This is a genomic window from Streptosporangium sp. NPDC049248 (assembly GCF_040678965.1).
GTDB classification, from domain to species: domain Bacteria; phylum Actinomycetota; class Actinomycetes; order Streptosporangiales; family Streptosporangiaceae; genus Streptosporangium; species Streptosporangium fukuiense.
The window spans coordinates 26279-45115 of sequence record NZ_JBFAQY010000027.1 but is presented as its reverse complement, the minus strand read 5'-3'; the positions used below and the strand labels follow the sequence as shown (position 1 = coordinate 45115).

At 70.1% G+C, this 18837-nt stretch carries 18 protein-coding genes and 1 pseudogene; 8 read left to right on the top strand and 11 right to left on the bottom strand.

What is annotated here, in order from left to right:
* On the bottom strand, positions 1-597 hold the full coding sequence (locus AB0K21_RS34715) for an NAD(P)H-dependent oxidoreductase (protein ID WP_364155880.1): 597 nt from the start codon (positions 595-597) through the stop codon (positions 1-3).
* Between the two features lie 149 nt (positions 598-746).
* Between AB0K21_RS34715 and AB0K21_RS34710 the strand changes: the two genes are divergently transcribed.
* Positions 747-4007, top strand: a complete 3261-nt coding sequence (locus AB0K21_RS34710) for a BTAD domain-containing putative transcriptional regulator (protein ID WP_364155878.1) — start codon at positions 747-749, stop codon at positions 4005-4007.
* Positions 4008-4159: 152 nt separating this feature from the next.
* On the opposite strand, the gene AB0K21_RS34705 is transcribed toward AB0K21_RS34710, so the two are convergent.
* The 4 genes from AB0K21_RS34705 to AB0K21_RS34690 are packed head-to-tail and all read right to left on the bottom strand — an operon-like array spanning position 4160 to position 6594.
* Complete coding sequence (locus AB0K21_RS34705) at positions 4160-5446, bottom strand: ArsB/NhaD family transporter (RefSeq protein WP_343966182.1); 1287 nt, start codon at positions 5444-5446, stop codon at positions 4160-4162.
* The gene (locus AB0K21_RS34700; protein WP_030914291.1) at positions 5443-5904 is read right to left on the bottom strand and encodes a CBS domain-containing protein; all 462 of its coding nucleotides are present in this window, start codon (positions 5902-5904) and stop codon (positions 5443-5445) included. The genes AB0K21_RS34705 and AB0K21_RS34700 overlap by 4 nt, the downstream gene beginning before the upstream one ends.
* A gap of 44 nt (positions 5905-5948) precedes the next feature.
* On the bottom strand, positions 5949-6215 hold the full coding sequence (locus tag AB0K21_RS34695) for a hypothetical protein (RefSeq protein ID WP_343966179.1): 267 nt from the start codon (positions 6213-6215) through the stop codon (positions 5949-5951).
* A gap of 34 nt (positions 6216-6249) precedes the next feature.
* Entirely contained in the window at positions 6250-6594 is a 345-nt protein-coding gene (locus AB0K21_RS34690) for a hypothetical protein (protein WP_343966177.1), read from the bottom strand.
* Positions 6595-6765: 171 nt separating this feature from the next.
* Between AB0K21_RS34690 and AB0K21_RS34685 the strand changes: the two genes are divergently transcribed.
* Positions 6766-7767, top strand: coding sequence for a HAMP domain-containing sensor histidine kinase (locus AB0K21_RS34685; protein ID WP_343966175.1), 1002 nt, complete (start codon positions 6766-6768; stop codon positions 7765-7767).
* Positions 7764-8414: a response regulator transcription factor gene (locus tag AB0K21_RS34680; RefSeq protein ID WP_030914300.1), complete on the top strand. Its 651-nt coding sequence runs from the start codon at positions 7764-7766 to the stop codon at positions 8412-8414. Before AB0K21_RS34685 ends, AB0K21_RS34680 begins: the two co-directional genes overlap by 4 nt.
* Before the next feature lie 49 nt (positions 8415-8463).
* Here AB0K21_RS34680 and AB0K21_RS34675 read toward each other — a convergent pair whose 3' ends face one another.
* On the bottom strand, positions 8464-9465 hold the full coding sequence (locus tag AB0K21_RS34675) for a hypothetical protein (protein ID WP_343966170.1): 1002 nt from the start codon (positions 9463-9465) through the stop codon (positions 8464-8466).
* 3 nt (positions 9466-9468) lie between these two features.
* Positions 9469-9975: a CBS domain-containing protein gene (locus tag AB0K21_RS34670; RefSeq protein WP_364155874.1), complete on the bottom strand. Its 507-nt coding sequence runs from the start codon at positions 9973-9975 to the stop codon at positions 9469-9471.
* Positions 9976-10380: 405 nt separating this feature from the next.
* Between AB0K21_RS34670 and AB0K21_RS34665 the strand changes: the two genes are divergently transcribed.
* Both AB0K21_RS34665 and AB0K21_RS34660 read left to right on the top strand, forming a co-directional pair.
* Complete coding sequence (locus AB0K21_RS34665) at positions 10381-11052, top strand: pyridoxamine 5'-phosphate oxidase family protein (protein WP_364155872.1); 672 nt, start codon at positions 10381-10383, stop codon at positions 11050-11052.
* Between the two features lie 150 nt (positions 11053-11202).
* On the top strand, positions 11203-12228 hold the full coding sequence (locus AB0K21_RS34660; protein ID WP_364155870.1) for a sporulation protein: 1026 nt from the start codon (positions 11203-11205) through the stop codon (positions 12226-12228).
* Between the two features lie 89 nt (positions 12229-12317).
* Here AB0K21_RS34660 and AB0K21_RS34655 read toward each other — a convergent pair whose 3' ends face one another.
* Positions 12318-13817, bottom strand: coding sequence for an MDR family MFS transporter (locus tag AB0K21_RS34655; protein WP_364155965.1), 1500 nt, complete (start codon positions 13815-13817; stop codon positions 12318-12320).
* A gap of 147 nt (positions 13818-13964) precedes the next feature.
* Between AB0K21_RS34655 and AB0K21_RS34650 the strand changes: the two genes are divergently transcribed.
* Positions 13965-14561: a TetR family transcriptional regulator gene (locus tag AB0K21_RS34650; RefSeq protein ID WP_343966161.1), complete on the top strand. Its 597-nt coding sequence runs from the start codon at positions 13965-13967 to the stop codon at positions 14559-14561.
* Between the two features lie 75 nt (positions 14562-14636).
* On the opposite strand, the gene crcB is transcribed toward AB0K21_RS34650, so the two are convergent.
* Genes crcB through AB0K21_RS34635 form a run of 3 tightly spaced genes read right to left on the bottom strand, consistent with a single transcriptional unit; the run spans position 14637 to position 15816 of the window.
* Positions 14637-15011 (bottom strand): fluoride efflux transporter CrcB, encoded by a 375-nt coding sequence (gene crcB / locus AB0K21_RS34645; protein WP_343966159.1) that lies wholly within the window; start codon positions 15009-15011, stop codon positions 14637-14639.
* Positions 15008-15349, bottom strand: a complete 342-nt coding sequence (locus AB0K21_RS34640; protein WP_343966156.1) for a DUF190 domain-containing protein — start codon at positions 15347-15349, stop codon at positions 15008-15010. The genes crcB and AB0K21_RS34640 overlap by 4 nt, the downstream gene beginning before the upstream one ends.
* Positions 15346-15816 (bottom strand): CrcB family protein, encoded by a 471-nt coding sequence (locus AB0K21_RS34635; protein WP_343966154.1) that lies wholly within the window; start codon positions 15814-15816, stop codon positions 15346-15348. The genes AB0K21_RS34640 and AB0K21_RS34635 overlap by 4 nt, the downstream gene beginning before the upstream one ends.
* A gap of 247 nt (positions 15817-16063) precedes the next feature.
* On the opposite strand from AB0K21_RS34635, the gene AB0K21_RS34630 reads away from it, so the two are divergent.
* Both AB0K21_RS34630 and AB0K21_RS34625 read left to right on the top strand, forming a co-directional pair.
* Positions 16064-16978, top strand: coding sequence for a DMT family transporter (locus AB0K21_RS34630; protein WP_343966152.1), 915 nt, complete (start codon positions 16064-16066; stop codon positions 16976-16978).
* 64 nt (positions 16979-17042) lie between these two features.
* Positions 17043-18615, top strand: a pseudogene (locus AB0K21_RS34625) (IS1182 family transposase).
* Positions 18616-18837: the final 222 nt, after the last annotated feature.

Sequence of the window (18837 nt, the reverse complement as noted above, 5' to 3'; positions counted from 1 at the left end):
TCAAATGGTGTAGGGGCGTTTGGCGCGGGCCTCGCGTAGTGCGTGGGCCCACCAGATCAGCTGGTCCAGAGTGGTCTTGACCGCGGTGTCGCACGGCGCGCCGGCCCTGGGCCAGTTGCCGTCGGCGGCGAACTGCTCCCAGTAGCGGGGCAGCGCGACACCGTCGCGGATGACCACCGCGTGCAGCTCGGTGAACACCTCACGCAGCTGAGCGGCGGCCAGCAGACCGCCGGAGTCGTTGCCGTAGGAGACGAACGCGACGGGCTTGGCCCGCCACTCCGGGTAGAACCAGTCGATGGCACTCTTGAGCGGAGCGGGAAAGCTCCGGTTGTACTCGGGAGTCACCACCACGAAAGCGTCGGCGTCGGCCAGGCGCGGCGCCAGCGCCGCCACCGGGGCGGGCGGCGCCTCGTCCTCGTCCGTGAGCGTGCCGGGCAGGGCGACCTCGGCCAGATCGATCAGGTCGATCTCCAGATCGGCCCGCCTGCGCGCCCGTGCCACGAACCAGGCCGCCACCGTGGGGCCGAACCGGCCGCGACGGGTGCTGCCGACGATGACCGCCACCCTCAACCGGTCACCCTCGTGCGTCTCCGCCATCTCCGGCCTCCTTCGCTCCCGTGTCCGGCTCGATGTGCTCCACCCTGCCGGGAGGGACTTACGGTCTCCTTCTCGCGGGCTTACCGTCGGCCGTTGTGATCGACATAAACCCGGCAGCCGTCCCTCTATGCCGGACTATCGTGTCGATCATGCGTTTTGGGATACTGGGGCCGCTGGCCGTGTGGACGACGGACGGCCGGCCCGTCACGGTCCCCGGAGTGAAGGTCCGCGCCCTGCTGGCCGACCTGCTCCTGCACGAGGGACGCCCGGTGCCCGCCGACCGGCTGATCGACGACCTGTGGGGCGAGGAGCCGCCGGCCAATCCCGCAGGCGCCCTGCAGGTCAGGGTCTCGCAGCTACGGCGCGCGCTGGAGGACGCCGAACCCGGTGGCCGGGAGCTGGTCGCACACCACCCGGCCGGATATCTGCTGAAGGCCGACACCGACGCCGAAGGCTTCCGGTCGCTGGTCACCGAGGCGGGAAGGACCGGCGACCCGCGGACCAGGGCGGCGCTGCTCACCGACGCGCTCGCCCTGTGGCGCGGCCCCGCCCTGGCCGACTTCGCCGACGAACCCTTCACCGGCCCCACCGTCGCGCGCCTGCACGAGGAGTTGCTCACCGCCCACGAAGACCACGCGGAGACCCGCCTCACCCTCGGCGAGCACGCCCGGCTCGCCGCCGAACTGGGCGACCTGCTCACCCGGCATCCCCTGCGAGAACGGCTGCGCGCCGCCCACATGCGCGCCCTCTACCGCTCCGGACGGCAGACAGAGGCGCTCCGCAGCTACGAGGAACTCCGCGACCGGCTCGCCGACGAACTCGGTCTCACCCCCGGCGCCGACCTCGGCGCCCTGCATCGGGCCATCCTCACCCAGGACCCCGCCCTCGACCCGCCGGCGCCCCCTGTCGCGGCCGGCCCGGCCACCAACCTGCCCACCCCTCTCACCCCCCTGATCGGCAGGGACCGCGCGGCCACCGAGATCCGTGCCCTGCTGGGTACCAACCGGCTGGTGACCCTCACGGGGCCCGGCGGAGTGGGCAAGACCCGCCTCGCCGTCAAAGTCGCCGGAAACCTGACCGTCCCCTTTCCCGACGGCGTGTGGCTGGTCGAGCTCGCCTCGTTGGACCCGTCCGGGATGTCGGACGCGGTGTCCCGGCTCGCTGAAACGATCATGACGGTGCTGGACGTCCGATCTCCCCTCACCCCGTCGGAGCCGACATCCCCTCGGGACCGGCTCACCGGCGCCCTGCGCTCCCGGCGGCTGCTCCTCGTACTCGACAACTGCGAGCACCTCGTCGAACCGGTCGCCGAACTCGTCCGGCACCTGCTTGGCGCCATCCCCACGCTGTGCGTCCTCGCCACCAGCCAGGAACCGCTCGCGCTGACCGGCGAGATGATCTGGAACGTCCCACCCCTGGACACCCCCCGCCTCGCCGACACCGACCTGCAGGCACTGCGAAAGACCGGTTCCGTGCAGCTGTTCGTCGCCCGGGCATCCGCCGCCGGCAGAGACTTCGTCCTTGACGCCGACACCGCCCCGGCGGTCGCGACGCTCTGCCACCGTCTGGACGGTATCCCGCTGGCTCTGGAACTGGCCGCCACCAGGGTCCGTGCCCTGGGAGTCCACAACCTCGTCGACCGCCTCGACGACCGCTTCCGCCTCCTGGCGGGCGGGCACCGCGGCGCCCCACCCCGCCAGCAGACCCTGCACGCCATGATCGACTGGAGCTGGCAGCTCCTCACCCCTCCGGAACGTCTCACCCTCCAGCGCCTGGCCGTTCACACCGGCGGCTGCACCCTGCACGCCGCGGAGAACGTCTGCGCCGCCGAGGACCTCGCCTCCGCCGACGTCCCCAACCTCCTGGCACGCCTGGTCGACCGCTCCCTGGTCACCGTCGTCCACGCCGCCGACGGCCCCCGCTACCGTCTCCTGGAATCGGTCGCCGCCTACTGCGCGGAACATCTCCGCCGGACAGGCGAGCTCGAACGCCTGCGGCAACGCCACCGGCACCACTACACCGACCTCGCCGAACAGGCCGCGCCGTACCTGTACGGACACCGGCAGCAACACTGGCTGCACCGCCTGGACGCGGAGACCGCCAACATCCGCACCGCGCTCGACACCGCCCTCGGCGAGAAGGACGCGGCCGGCGCGCTACGCCTGGTCAACGCGATGGCCTGGTACTGGTTGCTGCGTGGACGGCTGACCGAGGCCCGGCGGTCCCTGGCCGCCGCACTGGCCCTCACCGAGGAGACGCCCGCCCCCCGGGCCTCCGCGCTCCGCGCCGGCGCGCTGGCCTGGGAGACCGGGATCGGTTTCCTCCACGGCGACGTCGCGGACCGGGAGGATCGCCGCCGCGCGGTCCTGTCGATGTACGAGGACGCGAACGATCCCGCCGGGCGCGCCAGGGCCGAGTGGTTTCTGGCCCACACCGGCATCGACCTGGGCGACCTGTCGGCCGCGGAGGACCTGCTGGACCGAGCGCTGCCGGCCTTCCGGGCGACCGGCGACCGGTGGGGGACGGCCGCGGCCCTCGCCACCCGGGCCAAGCTCGCGCACGTACGAGGTGACCCGGCCGCGCTCGGACGCGACGGCGAACGGAGCGCGGAGCTGTTCGGCGAGCTCGGCGACCGCTGGGGCAGGCTGGAGGCCACCGGCTGGCTCGGCGCTCTGGCCGAGATGACCGGTGATCTCCAGCGGGCCGACCGGCTGCACCGGGACGGCCTGCACATGGCGGAGGAACTCGGCCTCTGGCCCGAGGTCGCCGGGCGGCTGGCCTGGCTCGGCTGGACCGCCCTGCAACGCGGCGACTACACCCAGGCCAGGGAGACCTGCGAACGGGCGCTACGGCTGGCGGCCGAGCAGGGGCACCGGACCGCGCAGATCTTCGCCACGATGGGACTCGCCTTCGCGGCCCGCAGGGAGGACCTTCTCGATCTCGCCGAGACCCACCTGCGCGACCTGCTGAACGGCGCCCCCGAGCAGAGCGCGGAGGAGACTCCGCCCCCGTACCTACCCATGATCATGAGCGAGCTGGGATTCGTCGCCGAGCAGCGTGGCGACGCCGCCGCGGCCCTCGCCTCGCATCTGAGGTCCATCGACCTCGCGGCCAGGTTCGAGAGCTCCCGGGAGATGCCCGGCACCCTGGAGGGCCTGGCCGGGGCACTGACCCTCGCCGGAGACCACGACGCCGCCGCCCTGCTCCTGGGTGCGGGGGCTGCGGCCCGTGCCTCGAACTCCCCGCCGCCTCCCACCGAACGCGGCGACATCGACCGGATCACCACGCGGGTGCGTGAGGCGCTGGGCGCGGACCGCTTCACCGCCGGCTTCGAACGCGGCGGCACTCTCACCGCTCAGGAGATACGCTCCCTGCTGCCCCCGCCGGCCGTGGCGCGACCGAACCCGTAACGGGGCCCGGCCTCGGATGTGAACGATTTTCACAGATTCACCATGCGAAGCGACGACTCGGAGACGTGGACGACGCCCCCGAGTCGCCGGAGTCTCATCCGCGAAATCCCCGGCCCGCCGCGGGTGGTGGAACCCGCGGCGGGCCGTCGCGATCACATGAAGTAGCGGAGCCAGACGTACGCCCAGGCCATGAGCGTGCTCAGCACCGTCACCACGATTCCATACTTGGTGAACTGCCAGAAACTGATCGGGTGGCCCGTCCGCGCCGCGATGCCGATCGCCACCACGTTCGCGCTGGCCGCCACCGCCGTGCCGTTGCCACCGAAGTCGGCCCCCAGTGCGAACGCCCACCACAGCGCCTGTCCGGTCGCCGCGTCGGGAGCCTGCGCCACGATCCCCTCGACGATCGGTGCCATCGTCGCGACATACGGGATGTTGTCGAAGAACGCTCCCAGCACGCTGGAACCGAACAGCAACGACGTCGCCGCGAGGAAGTAGTCGTCGCCGACCGCCTCGATCGCCCATGTGCCCACCGTCGCGATCACGCCGGTCTCGACCAGACCCGCGACCATCACGAACAGTCCCATGAAGAACACCAGCGTCGGCCACTCGACTTCCGCCAGCACCTCGGAGACCGAGACCCGCGACAGCAGGAGCATCACGCCCGCTCCCACGAGCGCCACGATGGACGGCTCGATGTGCAGCACCGCGTGCAGCCCGAACCCCACCACCACCGCGGCGAGCACCGCCAGGCAGCGCACGAGCAGCTTGGGATCGGTGATCGCCCGCCGCTCCTGCAGTGCCATCACCGCGGCGACGTGCTCGGGGTTGTACTGGAAGGACCCTCTGAACAGCACCTTGGTCAGCAGCACGAAGGCGACGAAGATGACGACCACGATGGGCGCCATGTGCACCAGGAAGTCGTTGAACGTCAGCCCCGCCCTGCTGCCGATGATGATGTTGGGCGGATCTCCGATGAGGGTCGCCGCACCGCCGATGTTGGAGGCCAGCACCTCCGCGATCAGGTACGGCTGGGCCGGAATCCGCAGCCGGTCGCACACGACCACCGTGACCGGCGCCACCAGCATGATCGTGGTGACGTTGTCGAGGAAGGGCGAGGCGATGGCGGTGATCACCATCAGCATGACCATGAGCCGGTAGGGATCGCCTTTGGAACGTTTCGCCGCCCAGATGGCCAGGTAGTCGAAGATCCCTGTCTGTTTGATGATCCCTACGATGATCATCATTCCGAGTAGCAGGAAGATGACGTTCCAGTCGATGCCCTCGTGCTCGGAGAAGAACACCTCGGAGCCCGGTATCAGCCCCAGAACCGCCATCGCGCCCGCGGCGACAAGGACCACTTTGACCTTGTTCGCCTTTTCGGTGGCGATGAAGAAGAACGCGACGAGGAAGATCCCAAGGGCGAGCAGCGCGCTCAAGACTCACCGAGGCCGAAGACGGCCAGGCTGGTGAGCAGCCGCTCCAGGGTGATCGCCCCGGCCAGCGAGCCGTCACGTTCCACCACTGCCACGATCGGGCTGCGTATCCTGGCCATCAGCGCGGCCACCTCGAGCAGGTTCGCGTCCACCGGGACGGTCACCGGCCTGGCGTGCTCGCGCGGCAGGCAGTCACCGACCGTGCGATTGCCCAGGTCCTGCCAGAACTGGTCCGCGTAGGCCTCGTCGATGGTCCTGGCCAGCGCGGGATCCTCCTGGTAGGAGCCGGGCACGGCCAGCCTCAGCACCTGGGTGCCCGGAAGCACCAGCTTGGGCCGCGAGCGGTCGTCCACGATGATGAGCCCGGGCAGGCGGCCGATCACCATGACCCGTACGGCCTTCGCGACGGAGTCACTCGTGGTGACCGTCGGAAGGCTCACCGCGATGTCGCGCGCTTGCATGGCACCTTCCTGTCGGGTGAGATGGCGCACCGCGGGCGGCGTGCTCACGGTGTCCCTCCTGCTATCTCGGCCATCCGCTGTTCGAGAATGGCCAGCCTGTCGTCCACTGACCGGCTGTGCAGAACCTGGGCGATCTGATCGGCCTCGTCCTGCGCCAGTTGGATGGCCTGCGAGGGCTCATCGCCCCCGCCGTATACCAAGATCCGCCGGGATCCGTTCCTGTCCACCATGACCGCCAGGTTCTGGCCGTCTCGGGTGGCGAAGTGGAACAGGACCCCTTCACCGGGCACGGTCGTACGTGTGATGTTCATATCGGTGGTCACTCCCTTCCACTCGAAGCCGCGGTCACGAGGCGAGTCGTTCCGCCCAGCGGATCAGGTCCTCCTGGAGTCGCATCTCGACACGGGTGAGTGCCACGAGCGTCACCTCGACGCCCCAGTGGCAGGTCCCGCCATAGGCGTCGCCGGCGAGATCGACACGCCGGGACAGCCGCGACAGATCGCGCTCCCCGACGTACCGGCGGATCTCGGCCTCGGCCGCGGCCAGCATGGCGGCGCCCGGCGAACCCGGATAGGAGGCGCACGCCGCGGGATCGGTGACCAGCGCCCGGGCGACCGCGTTGACGGTTATCGTGACACCGTCACGGGTGACGGCTTCCAACCAGAGGATGCCGACATCGTTGGTACTCATCGCCTCTCCTGCCTGTTGGTGTCCGCCGCCCCTCCATCCCATCGCCGCCACAGCTCTGTCACCATCAGGGCCAGCACCCATCTGATCAGGGGTGGAACGTGCAGAAACGGCACGAGAAGATGGGAGACGCCCCCCATGGACAAGCCGTCCGGCGGCCGGGAGGCTGATGAGATGAACGAGCGCACCCAAAAGGTGGCAGGAGCACGCAGCCCGGCGCGCATCCTGTTCAAACGCCTGTTCGTGATCAACGGACTGGTCTTCACGGTCGGCACGCTGGTGCTCGCCCTCTCCCCCGCCACCGTGTCCTCACCGGTGCTGCTGACCGAGATCCCGGTGCTGACGGTCGGCCTGGCGCTGATACTGGCCGCCAACGCGCTGCTTCTGCGCACCAGCCTGGCCCCGCTCGAGGCGCTCACGACCCTGATGCAGCGGGTGAACCTGCTGCACCCGCTGGACCGGCTGCCCAGCGACGGCAACGGCGACCTGACCCACCTGATCGACACGTTCAACGCGATGCTGGACCGGCTGGAGGCCGAGCACAGCGCCAGCAGCGCCCACGCCCTGGCCGCACAGGAGGGCGAGCGACGGCGCATCGCCCGCGAGCTGCACGACGAGATCGGCCAGAGCCTCACCGTGGTCCTGCTGAGCCTCAAGCACGCCGCCGACCGTGCACCCGACGAGCTACGCGAGGAACTGCGCGGGGTGCAGGAGAGCGTCCGCGCGAGCCTGGACGAGGTGGGGCAGGTCGCCCGCCGCCTGCGCCCCGGCGTACTGGAGGATCTCGGCCTGCAGAGCGCCCTCAACGCGCTGAGCAGCGACTTCTCCCAGAGCAGCGGCGTTCCGGTGACCCGCAGGGTCGATCCGGAGCTGCCCTCGCTGAGCGAGGACGTCGAACTGGTCATCTACCGCATCGCCCAGGAGGGCCTGACCAACGCGGCCAGGCACGCCTGCGCCTCCCGGGTCGAGCTGTCCCTGACCGCGGGGCCCGGCGGCCTGGAGTTGCGCATCGCCGACAACGGCCGCGGTGGCGTGCGCCAGGACGGGGCGGGGATCCGCGGGATGCGCGAGCGCGCCATGCTCATCGGCGCCCGCCTGACCGTGACCTCTCCTCAGGGCGGCGGCACCGACGTCCGGCTCACCGTGCCGGCCGAGAACGAACAAGGAAGCCGATGAACCCCACCAGGATCCTGCTGGCCGACGACCATGCCCTGGTCCGCCGCGGGCTGCGGCTGATTCTGGACGCCGAACCCGACCTCACCGTGGTGGCCGAGGCGGCCAACGGCGCCGAGGCGGTGGAGGCGGCCGTACCTGAGGCGATCGACCTGGCGATCCTCGACATCGCGATGCCGCGAATGACCGGCCTGCAGGCGGCCCGCGAGATCTCACGGCGCGCGCCCGGCATCCGGCTGCTGATCCTGTCGATGTACGACAACGAGCAGTACTTCTTCGAGGCGCTCAAGGCGGGGGCCTCGGGGTACGTGCTGAAGTCGGTGGCCGACCGCGACCTGCTGGAGGCGTGCAGAGCGGCGATGCGAGGCGAGCCGTTCCTGTATCCGGGCGCCGTCACCGCCCTGATCCGGCACTACCTGCAGCGCGACAGGCTGGGGGAGGCGATTCCGGAGAGCATCCTGACCCCACGCGAAGAGGAGATCGTCAAGCTGATCGCCGAGGGCAACTCGGCCAAGCAGATCGCCGAGACCCTGTTCATCAGCGCGAAGACGGTCGATCGGCATCGAGCCAACATCCTGCAGAAACTCGGCATGCGCGACCGGCTCGACCTCACCAGGTACGCCATCCGCGCGGGCCTGATCGAGCCGTGAGGGCATCGGTGGACCTGGCCGTCCCCGCGGCTCCCTCGCGGCCCTCGGATCAGCCCGGCCCGTCTTCTTCCAGTACGTCGGTGACCGGCCGCCGGACGCCCTCGCTCTCGTCGGAGGTGAAGCCCAGGCGCATGATCATCTGAGGGTGCTCGCCCGACAGCAGTTCCTGCCGCAGGAACTCCCGCAGGTGGAACATCTCCAGCGCCTGGGTGTGGAAGGCCGCGCTGACGTCGTAGGCGGAGGCGTGAAGCAGGACCCGCTGCAACGCCTGGCCCGCCGCGATCCAGTCCTCACGGGAGTCCCCCGGCGTGGTCAGCACCGCCACGGTTCCGGTGAAGGTGGAGTGGAACTGGTCGGCGTCGTCGCCCCAGGGGTGGCCGTGGGCGTAGTCGCGCTGGGCGAAGTGCGGGTGGGTCCGTCTGGGCTCGCGCGGGTAGGCCCGCGCCGGAACCCCGTCCTTGCGGGGGCTTCCCGGCGGCTGGGCCCAGCGGATCATCTCCAGGGTGAACAGCCGGTCCTGGGACTGCACGTCCTCGGCGGCGCAGGTGAGCGCGGCGAGCACTCGGACGGCGGCCTCGGACCTGACCGGCGTCAACCGCGCCCTCTCGGCGTTCGCCTGGCAGGCGAACGCCTCGATGAGACGGTCCGCCACGGGCACCTCGGCGAATCCGGCGCGGTGGGTGCGGCGGCGTTCGATCTCGGCGTGCAGCAGCCGGGTGTGCTCGTCCGGGGCGACGGTCGCCCCCATCCGTACCGTCGCCAGCAGGGCGGGACGGTCGGGGTCGGGCAGCACGCGCACCTGCGGTTCACAGCCGAGCACCCGCAGCGCGAGCCGTACGTTCATCAGGGCGGCACCGCAGCTGATCAGCATTTCCCGGCCCTCGGGATCGCCGAGCCGTAGTTTCCGCTCGCTGTCGGCCCGCAGGGCGATCTCCTCACCGTCGACGGTGAAGGACCACGGTTGGGTGTTGTGCACCGATGGTGCCCACACGGCGGCCTGTACCGCCGTGTGGATCGCCGAGGTGATCTCCTCGTTGGTACGAGCGACCATGACTCAGCCTCCGTCACGGGTAAAGGGATCGTCAGCCCCGCGAGACCTGGGCAGGACGGGGACCAGCCGGAACATCCCCGTCATCAGCTCCGGCGGCTCCTCCTCCTCGGTGATCAGGCCTGCCACGGCCCGCAACACGTCGGTGACGGTCACCATGCCCACCAGCCTGCTGGACTCTCCCAGAACAGGAATCGCGTCGACACCGGCGCCGATCATGGCCGCCGCCGCGTCGGCCAGGCGCGCGTCGAGGGTGGTGTGCGGGCAGCGGTGCTCGGCCAGCAACGAGTGGACCTGAGCGTGCGACTGCTCGACCGGGCCGCCTGACCAGCGGGCGGCGAGATCCTCCTGGGTGAGGACACCGCGCAGGCAGCCGTTACGGTCGACGACCGGCAGGTGATGGACACTCGCGCGACGCATGATCTCCCAGGCCATGAGCGGGGACTCGTCGGGTTCGACGACGACCAGCGTCCGGCTCATCACCCGCGCCACCCTGAGGCTCTGCACGTCCATCACGCCTCACCCCGGGCATGACGTGTCGTCGAACCCGGCATGGCGTCGCCGGCGGCCCACGAGGAAGGTGAGCCTTCCGTGCCCACCACCATCCGCACTGTCATCTGCTCCTCCTCCACCCTCTCCCCTCCATCAGACCGGTTCCCCATATTCTCCGCAGTGGCCGAAAGGCCCGCTCGCCGGGGACTTCCGGCCCCATCTTCGTACCCTGCCCGTGGTGGAATACCGGCTGAGGGGAACATCCTCCGCGGGGGCGATTCGCCCTGAGGCGGCCCGCCGCCCTGCCGGGTACTGTTTTCCTCTCGGAAGAGGGGAGGGGCGGTGGCCGGAAAACCCGCGAAGCCCCTGCACGGTCGGCTTGACGACGCCAGATCTTTGCTCGTTCTGTTCTAGTGGGAGATTTTGATGACCGAACATATGGCAACCCCGGGCGACCTGGGCCGCCGGCTGGCCAGGCGACGTGAGGAGCTGCGCCTGAGCCGCGAGCAACTGGCCGACCGGGCCGGCATCGACCCCGGATATCTCGGCTACCTGGAGGAGGCCGCCGCCTCCCCCACCACCGACACCGTGCGCAAACTGGCCAACGCCCTGGACACCGGCATCGAGGACCTTCTCGGCGCGACGATGAACCTGCCCTCCGGGCACGGCCGCCCCGCCCCCCATGCCCACCTGGAGAAACTGCAGCCCGACGAGTGCCTGCGGCTGATCGCCCCCGGCGGTGTCGGCAGGGTCGCCTTCGAGGAGCCCGCGGGACTGACGATCCTGCCGGTCAACTACGTACTGCACGACAACTCGGTGATCGTCCGCACCGCGGTCGGCGGTCCCCTCGACAGCAACCTGCGCACCGGCGTTCGGGGGGTCGAGTTCAAGATCTCATTCGAGATCGACCGGATCGACGAGACCGCCCGCGAAGGATGGAGCGTGCTCATCCGAGGTGGCGCCCACCATGTCTCCGCCGACGAGCAGGCCGAGGCCGCCGCCTCGGGAGTCGAGCCCTGGGCGGGCGGCGACCGCGAGCTCTACCTCAGGATCGTCCCCAGTGAGATCACCGGACGGCGCATCCGGCACGCTCCGTGACAGCCGGCGGGACGTTCGCCCGCCGCCGGGTCGGCGGCGGGCGGTACCTCCGTTCCACCGGCGCCGGCTGACAGGCGGCCCGGGAACCCAGGCCGCCTGGTGATCGTTTGCTCTTCGGTCATGTTCGACGAACAAACAGGAGAGGAAACCGTGATCTTCAAACGGATGCTGGGAGCCTTCGGTGTCGGGGCCCCGTCGGTGGACACCGTCCTGTCCACTCCGCGCGTGCAACCCGGCGGGCTGCTGCGCGGCGAGGTAAGGATCAAGGGCGGGGACTTCGACGCCGACATCGAGTACATCGCGCTTGGCCTGGTCACCCGGGTGGAATCTGAGCACGGCGAGGGTGAGCAGATCGGCCTGATGGAACTTCACCGTACGCAGGTCTCTGGACCGTTCCGGCTGCGCAGCGGAGAGGACAGGACCGTTCCCTTCCAGTTTCCCGTCCCCTGGGAGGCACCGATCACCGAGATCGCCGGGCAGCACCTGCACGGCATGGGCATGGGGGTGCGCACCGAGCTGGCGATCGCCGCGGCGGTCGACAAGGGCGACATGGATCCGGTCGAGATCGAGCCGTTGGCCTCCCAGGAGGCCTTCCTGCGGGCATTCTCCCAGCTTGGCTTCCACTTCAAGAGCGCCGACCTGGAGCATGGCCACATCTACGGGGTGAGCCAGCAGCTGCCGTTCTACCAGGAGATCGAGTTCTACCCGCCGCCCGCCTACTCCGGGCAGATCAACGAGGTCGAGCTGACCTTCATCGCCAACCCCGGCGGGCTGGACATCGTCCTGGAGGCCGACAAGCGGGCCGGCGGCCACGGTTCCGGCGGTGACGCCTTCGGCCGCTGGCAGACCAGCCACCAGGAGGCGCCGCACCGCGACTGGGCCTCGGAGATCAACGGCTGGCTGGCCGCGCTGTCCCAGTACTCCCATGGCGGCGGCCACTACGGCGGTCACGACCCGTACGCCCACCAGGGCGGTCACCCCGGGGGTCACTACGGGGGGCACCACGGGGGGCACCACGGGGGGCACCACGGGGGGCACCACGGGGGGCACCACGGGGGGCACGGTGGTCCGGGTATGGGGGCGGTGGTGGCCGCCGGCGCGGCCGGCCTGGTCGGCGGCTACGTGGCCGCCGAGTTGGTCGAGGAGATCTTCGAGGACGAGGAAGAGGAGGAGTGACCGTGCCGGGTCCCGCCCGGTGAGCCCCGGCGGGACAGGACGGTGACGGCCCGCCCCGCGACCTCGCGGGGCGGGCCGTCGTCACCCGCTCAGTTCGCCAGGTCCACGGTGTCGCGCAGCTTGACCGGCTTGAGGAAGAGCACCGCGACGACGCCCACCGCGGCGATCGCGGCGGAGATCAGGAAGATGTGCCCGGTGGCGTCGCCGTACGCCGCGCGCACGACGGTCCTCGCGGCTTCGGGCAGCGCCTCAAGGTTGAGGGTGCTGCCTCCGGAGCCGGACGGCCGGATGCCCGCCTTCGCGAAACCCTCGGCGATACCGGTGGCCACCCGGCTGGCCAGCACCGCGCCCAGTACCGAGACTCCGATGGTGCCGCCCAGCGAGCGGAAGAAGGTGATGGCGCCGCTGGCGGCACCCAGTTCCCTCAGCGGGACGACGTTCTGGATGACCAGCACCAGGTTCTGCATGGACATGCCGACGCCGATGCCGACCAGCAGCATCGCGGCCGAGATGAGCGCCAGCGGGGTCTCGTGGTCGATGAGGGACAGGCCGAGGAATCCGAGGGTGAGCACCACGGAACCCGTCACGATGTACGGCTTGACCTTGCCGCTCTGGGACACGAGCCGCCCGGAGACCGTGGAGGAGAGCAGCACGCCGAACATCATCGGGATGGTCAGCAGCCCGGCCTGGGTGGGGCTGTAGCCACGACCGATCTGGAAGTACTGCCCCAGGAAGACCGCTCCGCCGAACATCGCCATGCCCACCGCGAGGCTGGCCACGATGGCCAGGGCGGGGGTGCGCCTGCGGACGATGTGTATCGGCACGACCGGCTCGCCGACCCGTGACTCCACCCAGGTGGCGACGGCCAGGATCAGAATCCCGCCGCCGGCCATGACCGCGGTCTGCCAGGAGATCCAGTCGAAGGAGTTGCCGACGAAGGTGATCCAGATGAGCAGGACGCTGACGCCCGCGGCGATCAGTGTGGCGCCCGCGTAGTCGATCTTGACATTCGGGCGGCGGACCGAGACCACCTTGAGCGTCTTGTGCAGCAGGACGAAGGCGATCGCCGTGAACGGCACGGCGATGAAGAAGCACCAGCGCCAGCCCAGCCACGAGGTGTCGGCGATCAGGCCGCCGAGGAGCGGGCCGCCCACGGTGGCCACGGCCATCACCCCGCCCAGGTAGCCGTTGTAGCGCCCTCGCTCCTTGGGGCTGATCATCGCGGCGATGATGACCTGGACCAGGACCTGCAGGGCGCCCATGCCCAGGCCCTGGATGGCGCGGAAGGCGATGAGCTGGCCGGCGTTCTGCGCGAACCCGCAGGCCAGCGAGCTGAGCATGAAGATGACGATGGAGATCTGAAGGAGCAGCTTCTTGCTGAACAGGTCTGCCAGCCGGCCCCAGATCGGGGTGGAGGCGGTCGCGGCGAGCAGTGACGCGGTGATCACCCAGGTGTACTGGGACTGGGTCCCGTCGAGCGCGCCGATGATCTGCGGCAGCGCCACCGACACGATCGTGCCGCTGATCATCGCCACGAACAGCACCAGAAGCAGGCCGCTGAGCGCTTCGAGAATCTGCCGATGGGTCATCGGCTCCGTGCTTTGCGGCGTGACCGCTTGGGTGCTCACACAACCTCCATGTACGGGTAACTGGAACGGGCCATGACACCATACATGCCCACTGAGAAACTTTGCCCACTGGGCACGTACGGTGTCAGGCGTTAGGCTGTCCGTGTCATGCAGATCACAATGGGGTTGCGCGAGCGCAAGAAGGCCGAGACGCGGCAGGCGGTTCACGAGGCCGCGCTACGGCTGACTGTGGAGCACGGCCTGGACCACGTCACCGTCGAGGCCATCGCCGACGCCGCCAACATCTCACGGCGAACCTTCTCCAACTACTTCGCCGGCAAGGAGGACGCCCTCCTCTACGGCGACGAGCAGCGCATCCGCCTGCTGCTCGAGCGGGTCCGCACCCGCCCCGCCGAGGAATCGGCCTGGCGGGCACTGCGCGGAGCGGTACACGATCGCTACTGCGAAGGGGACGGCCCGGAAAGGGAGTGGGTGGTCCGCGCCAGACTCGCCAAGAGGCACCCCTCGCTCCTGGCCAGGCAGTTGGCCAACCACGCCAACCTCGAACGCGAGCTCGCCCAGGTCATCGCGGAGCGCGGCGGCGACTCTGCGACCGGTACCCGAGCCCGGGTGACGGCGGCCGCCTTCCTGGTCGCGCTGCGCATCGCCACGCACATGTGGACCGAAGAGCAGGAGACCCGGCTGCTGTGCGAGATCATGGACGACGTCCTGGACGAGATGGCCCGGCCTTTCGACCGGGAGTGAGACGCACCGCTCCCGAAGACCCGGCCGTGGGCGGGGCCGGCCGTACGAGGTTCCCCGGCCCTTCGCGCGGGCGGCTCACCCGAAGATCGTCTGGGCGAGGGTGAGACCGGCGAACACCGCTGCCAGGCCGGCGACGATCGAGGCAGCGATGTTGGCCACGGCGAAGAGCACCGCGCCGGTCTCGGCCAGCCTCAGCGTCTCGTAGGAGAACGTCGAGTACGTGGTCAGCGCCCCGCAGAAGCCGGTGCCCAGCAGCGACCATATGCCGGGGCCCACCGCCCCGGACAGCGCGGCCCCGGCCAGGACGCCCAGGATCAGCGAGCCGGCCACGTTGACCGCGAAGGTGCCCCAGGGGAAGACCGTGTCGTGGCGTGCCTGCACGGCCCGGTCGGTCAGGTAGCGCATCGGCGCGCCGACCGCGCCGCCGAGCAGCACCAGCAGCCAGTTCACCTCGCCCGCCCGCCGCGGGGGCGAACGACCTCGACCTCGTCCAGAACGGCCAGGCTCTCGGTGAGCAGGTCGTCCAGCCGGGGCAGGAAGCCGCGGATCCGCTCCTCGGTATCGATGATCACGATGGTCACCGGCAGGTCGTCGGTCATCGACAGCAACCGGGTGGTGTGCACGACCGAGCCGGCTCCGAAACCCTCCACTCCGTGGAAGACCGATGCCCCGGCCAGCCCGGCGGCATGGGCGCGGTGCACGATCTCGCTGTACAGGGGGCGGTGGTGCCAGGTGTCGGTGTCGTCAACGAAGATCGTCAACCGCAGCGCCCGTCCAGGCGGGATCATCGCGCCCTCCTCGCCGCCGGTACCAGAAGCCGCCGGGTGGCCCACGCGCCGGCGACCACCGCGGCCAGGGCCGCCAGGAGCGTCGCCGCCAGGTAACCGAGTGCCAGGCCGGTTCTGCCGCCGGTGACTAGGCGCTCGATGTCCAGGCAGTAGGTGGAGAAGGTGGTGAACCCGCCCAGCACTCCGGTGGCGAGGAACGGCCGCACCCAGACCGGCGCCGTCCACACCTCGGTCAGCGCCACCAGCAGGACCCCGATCAGCAGGCAGCCCGCCACATTGACGCAGAACGTGGTCCACGGGAAGGAGCCGGCCGCGGTCGGCCACAGCAGGGCGGCGCCGTAGCGGGCGCCCGCGCCGATCGCGCCACCGACGGCGATCACCGCCAGGACACCGTGGTGCGAGCGACGCCGCTCGGGGGGATCGACGGGCTCGGTCACTGTCTCGAACCTCGTCTGTTTCGAGCGCATGCCTCTCCCTGCGCGTGGTGTACGCCCGGCATGACCGCGGACACGACCTGTCACGAACAAGGACCGTTGGCGGCGGGATGCCGTGCCGCGGCCGGCATGGATCCTCGGCCCTGCTCAGCCTAGCGCGATCACGTCCCGATCACCGTCACCGCCGCTCAGGACACCGCGCGGCAGGACCTTCGGCCGCCGAAGGTACCCGATGACAGGGATGAGGTCCCATAGGTCACAATGATCGCCGGAGGTGGTGATGGTGATGCGGCGCGGGGTCGCGGCGATCCTGATCTCGGCGGCGGCGTTCGGGCTCATGCCCGTCTTCGCCTCCTTCGCGTACCGCACGGGGATGTCGGTGACGACGCTACTCATGCTGCGGTTCGCGATCGCGTCGGCGCTGTTCCTGGGATGGCTGGGAGTGCGCGGCAGGCTCGGGCGGCTGACCGGACGGCAGTGGGCGACCCTCGCGCTGCTGGGCGGCGGCATGTACGCGGCCCAGTCGCTGCTGTACTTCACCGCGGTCCAGCGCATCTCGCCGGCTCTCGCCGTACTGCTGCTGTACCTGTATCCGGCGCTCGTGTCCGTGCTGTCGGCGGTGGTGGAGCGCACTCGCATGAGCTGGACCGTCGCCGGGCCGATCCTGGTGTCACTGGCCGGGCTGACCCTGGTGGTGGGCCGCCTGGACACCGGCCTCGACGTTCCCGGCCTGCTCGCGGCGACCGGGGCCGCCGTGGCCTACGCCCTGTACATCATCGTGGGCAGCCGGGTCTCCGCCTCGCTGTCCCCCTCGGTCACCACGGCCTACCTGTCGATGTTCGCCACCGGCTCGTTCGCGCTGCTCGGGCTGGCATCGGGCGGGCTGGACCTCGGCTTCGCGCCGGCGGGGTGGGTCTGGGTGACGGCGGTGGCGCTGGTGTCGACGGTGCTCGCGATCGCCCTGTTCTTCGTCGGGGCCACGACGCTCGGCCCGGTACGCGCGTCGATTCTCAGCATGCTGGAGCCCGTCGTGACGGTGCTCGCCACCTGGCTGCTGCTGGGCGGGACCCTGACCTGGCAGCAGCTCGCGGGGGGCACGGTGGTGCTGGCCGGCGCCCTCTGGGGCATCCTGGCGAGTTCGGCCCGCGGCACCTCCCCGGCTGCGGAGAAGACCGCCGTGCAGGCGTCCTCCTAGAAGCCCACTGAAGATCTCGCGTTCTTGCTCCGTCCTGGGAGAGGTCACGCCAGACTTCTTGGTCATGCAGGGTGAGTGGGCCGGAGAACCGATCGGACCGGATGTTTGGGCGACCTGCCGGGAGCTGATCCCGGCAGGAAGCGTGTTCGCATTCCTGGCCTCGCATCGCGAGGCGTTGTTTCCCGGAGCGATGTTCGCGGACATGTATCCGTCCCGAAACGGACGCCCGAGCATGCCGCCGCAGGTGCTGGCCGCCGCGATGGTGTTGCAGACCCTGCACGGGCTGTCGGACTTCGACACCGTCCAGGAACTGCGCTGTGACCTGCGGTGGAAAGCCGCCTGTGGCCTGGGACTGTATGACACCGCCTTCGATCCGTCGCTGCTGACCTACTTCCGGCGGCGGCTGGCCCGCAACCGCCCCCAACCGGATCTTTGATGCGGTGCGTGCGGTCGTGACGGCGACCGGGGCGCTGAAAGGACGACACCGCAGGGCGCTGGATTCGACCGTGCTGGATGACGCGGTGGCCACCCAGGACACCGTCACGCAGCTGATCGCCGCGATCCGCGGGGTGATCCGTGACGTCCCCGGCGCGGGCGAGGTCGCCGCTTCGTGCTGCACCGCCCATGACTACACCGATCCGGGCAAGCCGGCGATCGCCTGGAACGATGAGCAGGCACGCGTGGTGCTGGTGGACGCGCTGGTGGGGGACGCGATCCGATTACTGGCAGGCCTGCCCGAGCAGCCCTTGGGCGAGCAGGGCGCGAACGCGGTCGGCATCTTGGCCCTGGTCGCGGGCCAAGACGTCGAACCCGCCGACGACTCCGACGGCCGGGACGGACGATGGCGTATCGCCCGGCGCACCGTGCCCGACCGGATGATCTCCACGGTCGACCCCGAGTCCCGGCACGTGCACAAGACCCGCACCCACCACCAGGACGGCTACAAGGCCCACCTGGTCGTTGAACCGGAGACCGGCCTGCTGACCGCGGTCGCCCTGTGGCCCGGCGCCGGTGCCGCCCATCACAAGGCGGTGGTGGCTGTGGACCTGCTCGCCGGAGAAGACCGGCCCGTCGACGTCCTTGCCGATGCGGCCTACTCCACCGGTCCTTGCCGGCGGGAACTCCAGCAGGCCGGGCACCGGCTGGTGATCAAACCGGCGCCGCCACGGCCGGCCGTCCCCGGCGGATTCACCCTCGATGACTTCGTCATCGACACCGCCTCCGGCGTGGTCGTCTGCCCCGCCGGTCAACGCGCCACTTTGGGCGGTGACACCATCAAGAAGCGGGCTGTCTTCGGTGAGGCATGCGCGGGCTGCCCACTGCGTGAGCGCTGCACCACCGCCAAGAAGGGGCGAGTCGTGCAGATCACCCCTCACCACGACCTCCTCGTTGCCGCCCGCCGTCAGGCCGCCACCGACCCGGCCTGGCAAGCCGACTACCGCCGGTGGCGGCCCCCGGTCGAGCGCGCGGTCGCCTGGATCGTGGCCCGCGGCAGCCGACGATTGCGCTATATCGGCACCATCAAGAACAACGCCTGGCTCCATACCCGGGTCGCCGCCGTCAATCTCCGCACGCTCATCAACCTCGGACTTGCCCGGACCGGCGATAGGTGGACACTGGCCATCACACCGGTATAGGAACGCCACGCCACGGTCATGCTGTCGCCCCCACCGGGGACATCACAGACCCCCTGGGGGGCATCACAGCAAGATCTTCAGTGGGCTTCTAGGCGACGTTCCTCACCGGAAGTACAGATCCACCCCGGTCCTGGCATCAGGGGCAGGGCCGACGATCCCGGCTTCCCCACAGGGCGTTCGCTACCTCCAATGAGGAACGGAGCACTAGGTGCAAGAACCCAG

Coding starts and splice junctions, on each gene's coding strand:
- AB0K21_RS34650 (WP_343966161.1), top strand. CDS start 13,965: ATGCAGATCACAATGGGGTTGCGCGAGCGCAAGAAGGCCGAGACGCGG.
- AB0K21_RS34640 (WP_343966156.1), bottom strand. CDS start 15,349: ATGATCCCGCCTGGACGGGCGCTGCGGTTGACGATCTTCGTTGACGAC.
- AB0K21_RS34695 (WP_343966179.1), bottom strand. CDS start 6,215: ATGAACATCACACGTACGACCGTGCCCGGTGAAGGGGTCCTGTTCCAC.
- AB0K21_RS34665 (WP_364155872.1), top strand. CDS start 10,381: ATGACCGAACATATGGCAACCCCGGGCGACCTGGGCCGCCGGCTGGCC.
- AB0K21_RS34715 (WP_364155880.1), bottom strand. CDS start 597: ATGGCGGAGACGCACGAGGGTGACCGGTTGAGGGTGGCGGTCATCGTC.
- AB0K21_RS34685 (WP_343966175.1), top strand. CDS start 6,766: ATGAACGAGCGCACCCAAAAGGTGGCAGGAGCACGCAGCCCGGCGCGC.
- AB0K21_RS34675 (WP_343966170.1), bottom strand. CDS start 9,465: ATGGTCGCTCGTACCAACGAGGAGATCACCTCGGCGATCCACACGGCG.
- AB0K21_RS34700 (WP_030914291.1), bottom strand. CDS start 5,904: ATGCAAGCGCGCGACATCGCGGTGAGCCTTCCGACGGTCACCACGAGT.
- AB0K21_RS34690 (WP_343966177.1), bottom strand. CDS start 6,594: ATGAGTACCAACGATGTCGGCATCCTCTGGTTGGAAGCCGTCACCCGT.
- AB0K21_RS34710 (WP_364155878.1), top strand. CDS start 747: ATGCGTTTTGGGATACTGGGGCCGCTGGCCGTGTGGACGACGGACGGC.
- AB0K21_RS34655 (WP_364155965.1), bottom strand. CDS start 13,817: ATGACCCATCGGCAGATTCTCGAAGCGCTCAGCGGCCTGCTTCTGGTG.
- AB0K21_RS34680 (WP_030914300.1), top strand. CDS start 7,764: ATGAACCCCACCAGGATCCTGCTGGCCGACGACCATGCCCTGGTCCGC.
- AB0K21_RS34670 (WP_364155874.1), bottom strand. CDS start 9,975: ATGGACGTGCAGAGCCTCAGGGTGGCGCGGGTGATGAGCCGGACGCTG.
- AB0K21_RS34635 (WP_343966154.1), bottom strand. CDS start 15,816: ATGCGCTCGAAACAGACGAGGTTCGAGACAGTGACCGAGCCCGTCGAT.
- AB0K21_RS34630 (WP_343966152.1), top strand. CDS start 16,064: ATGGTGATGCGGCGCGGGGTCGCGGCGATCCTGATCTCGGCGGCGGCG.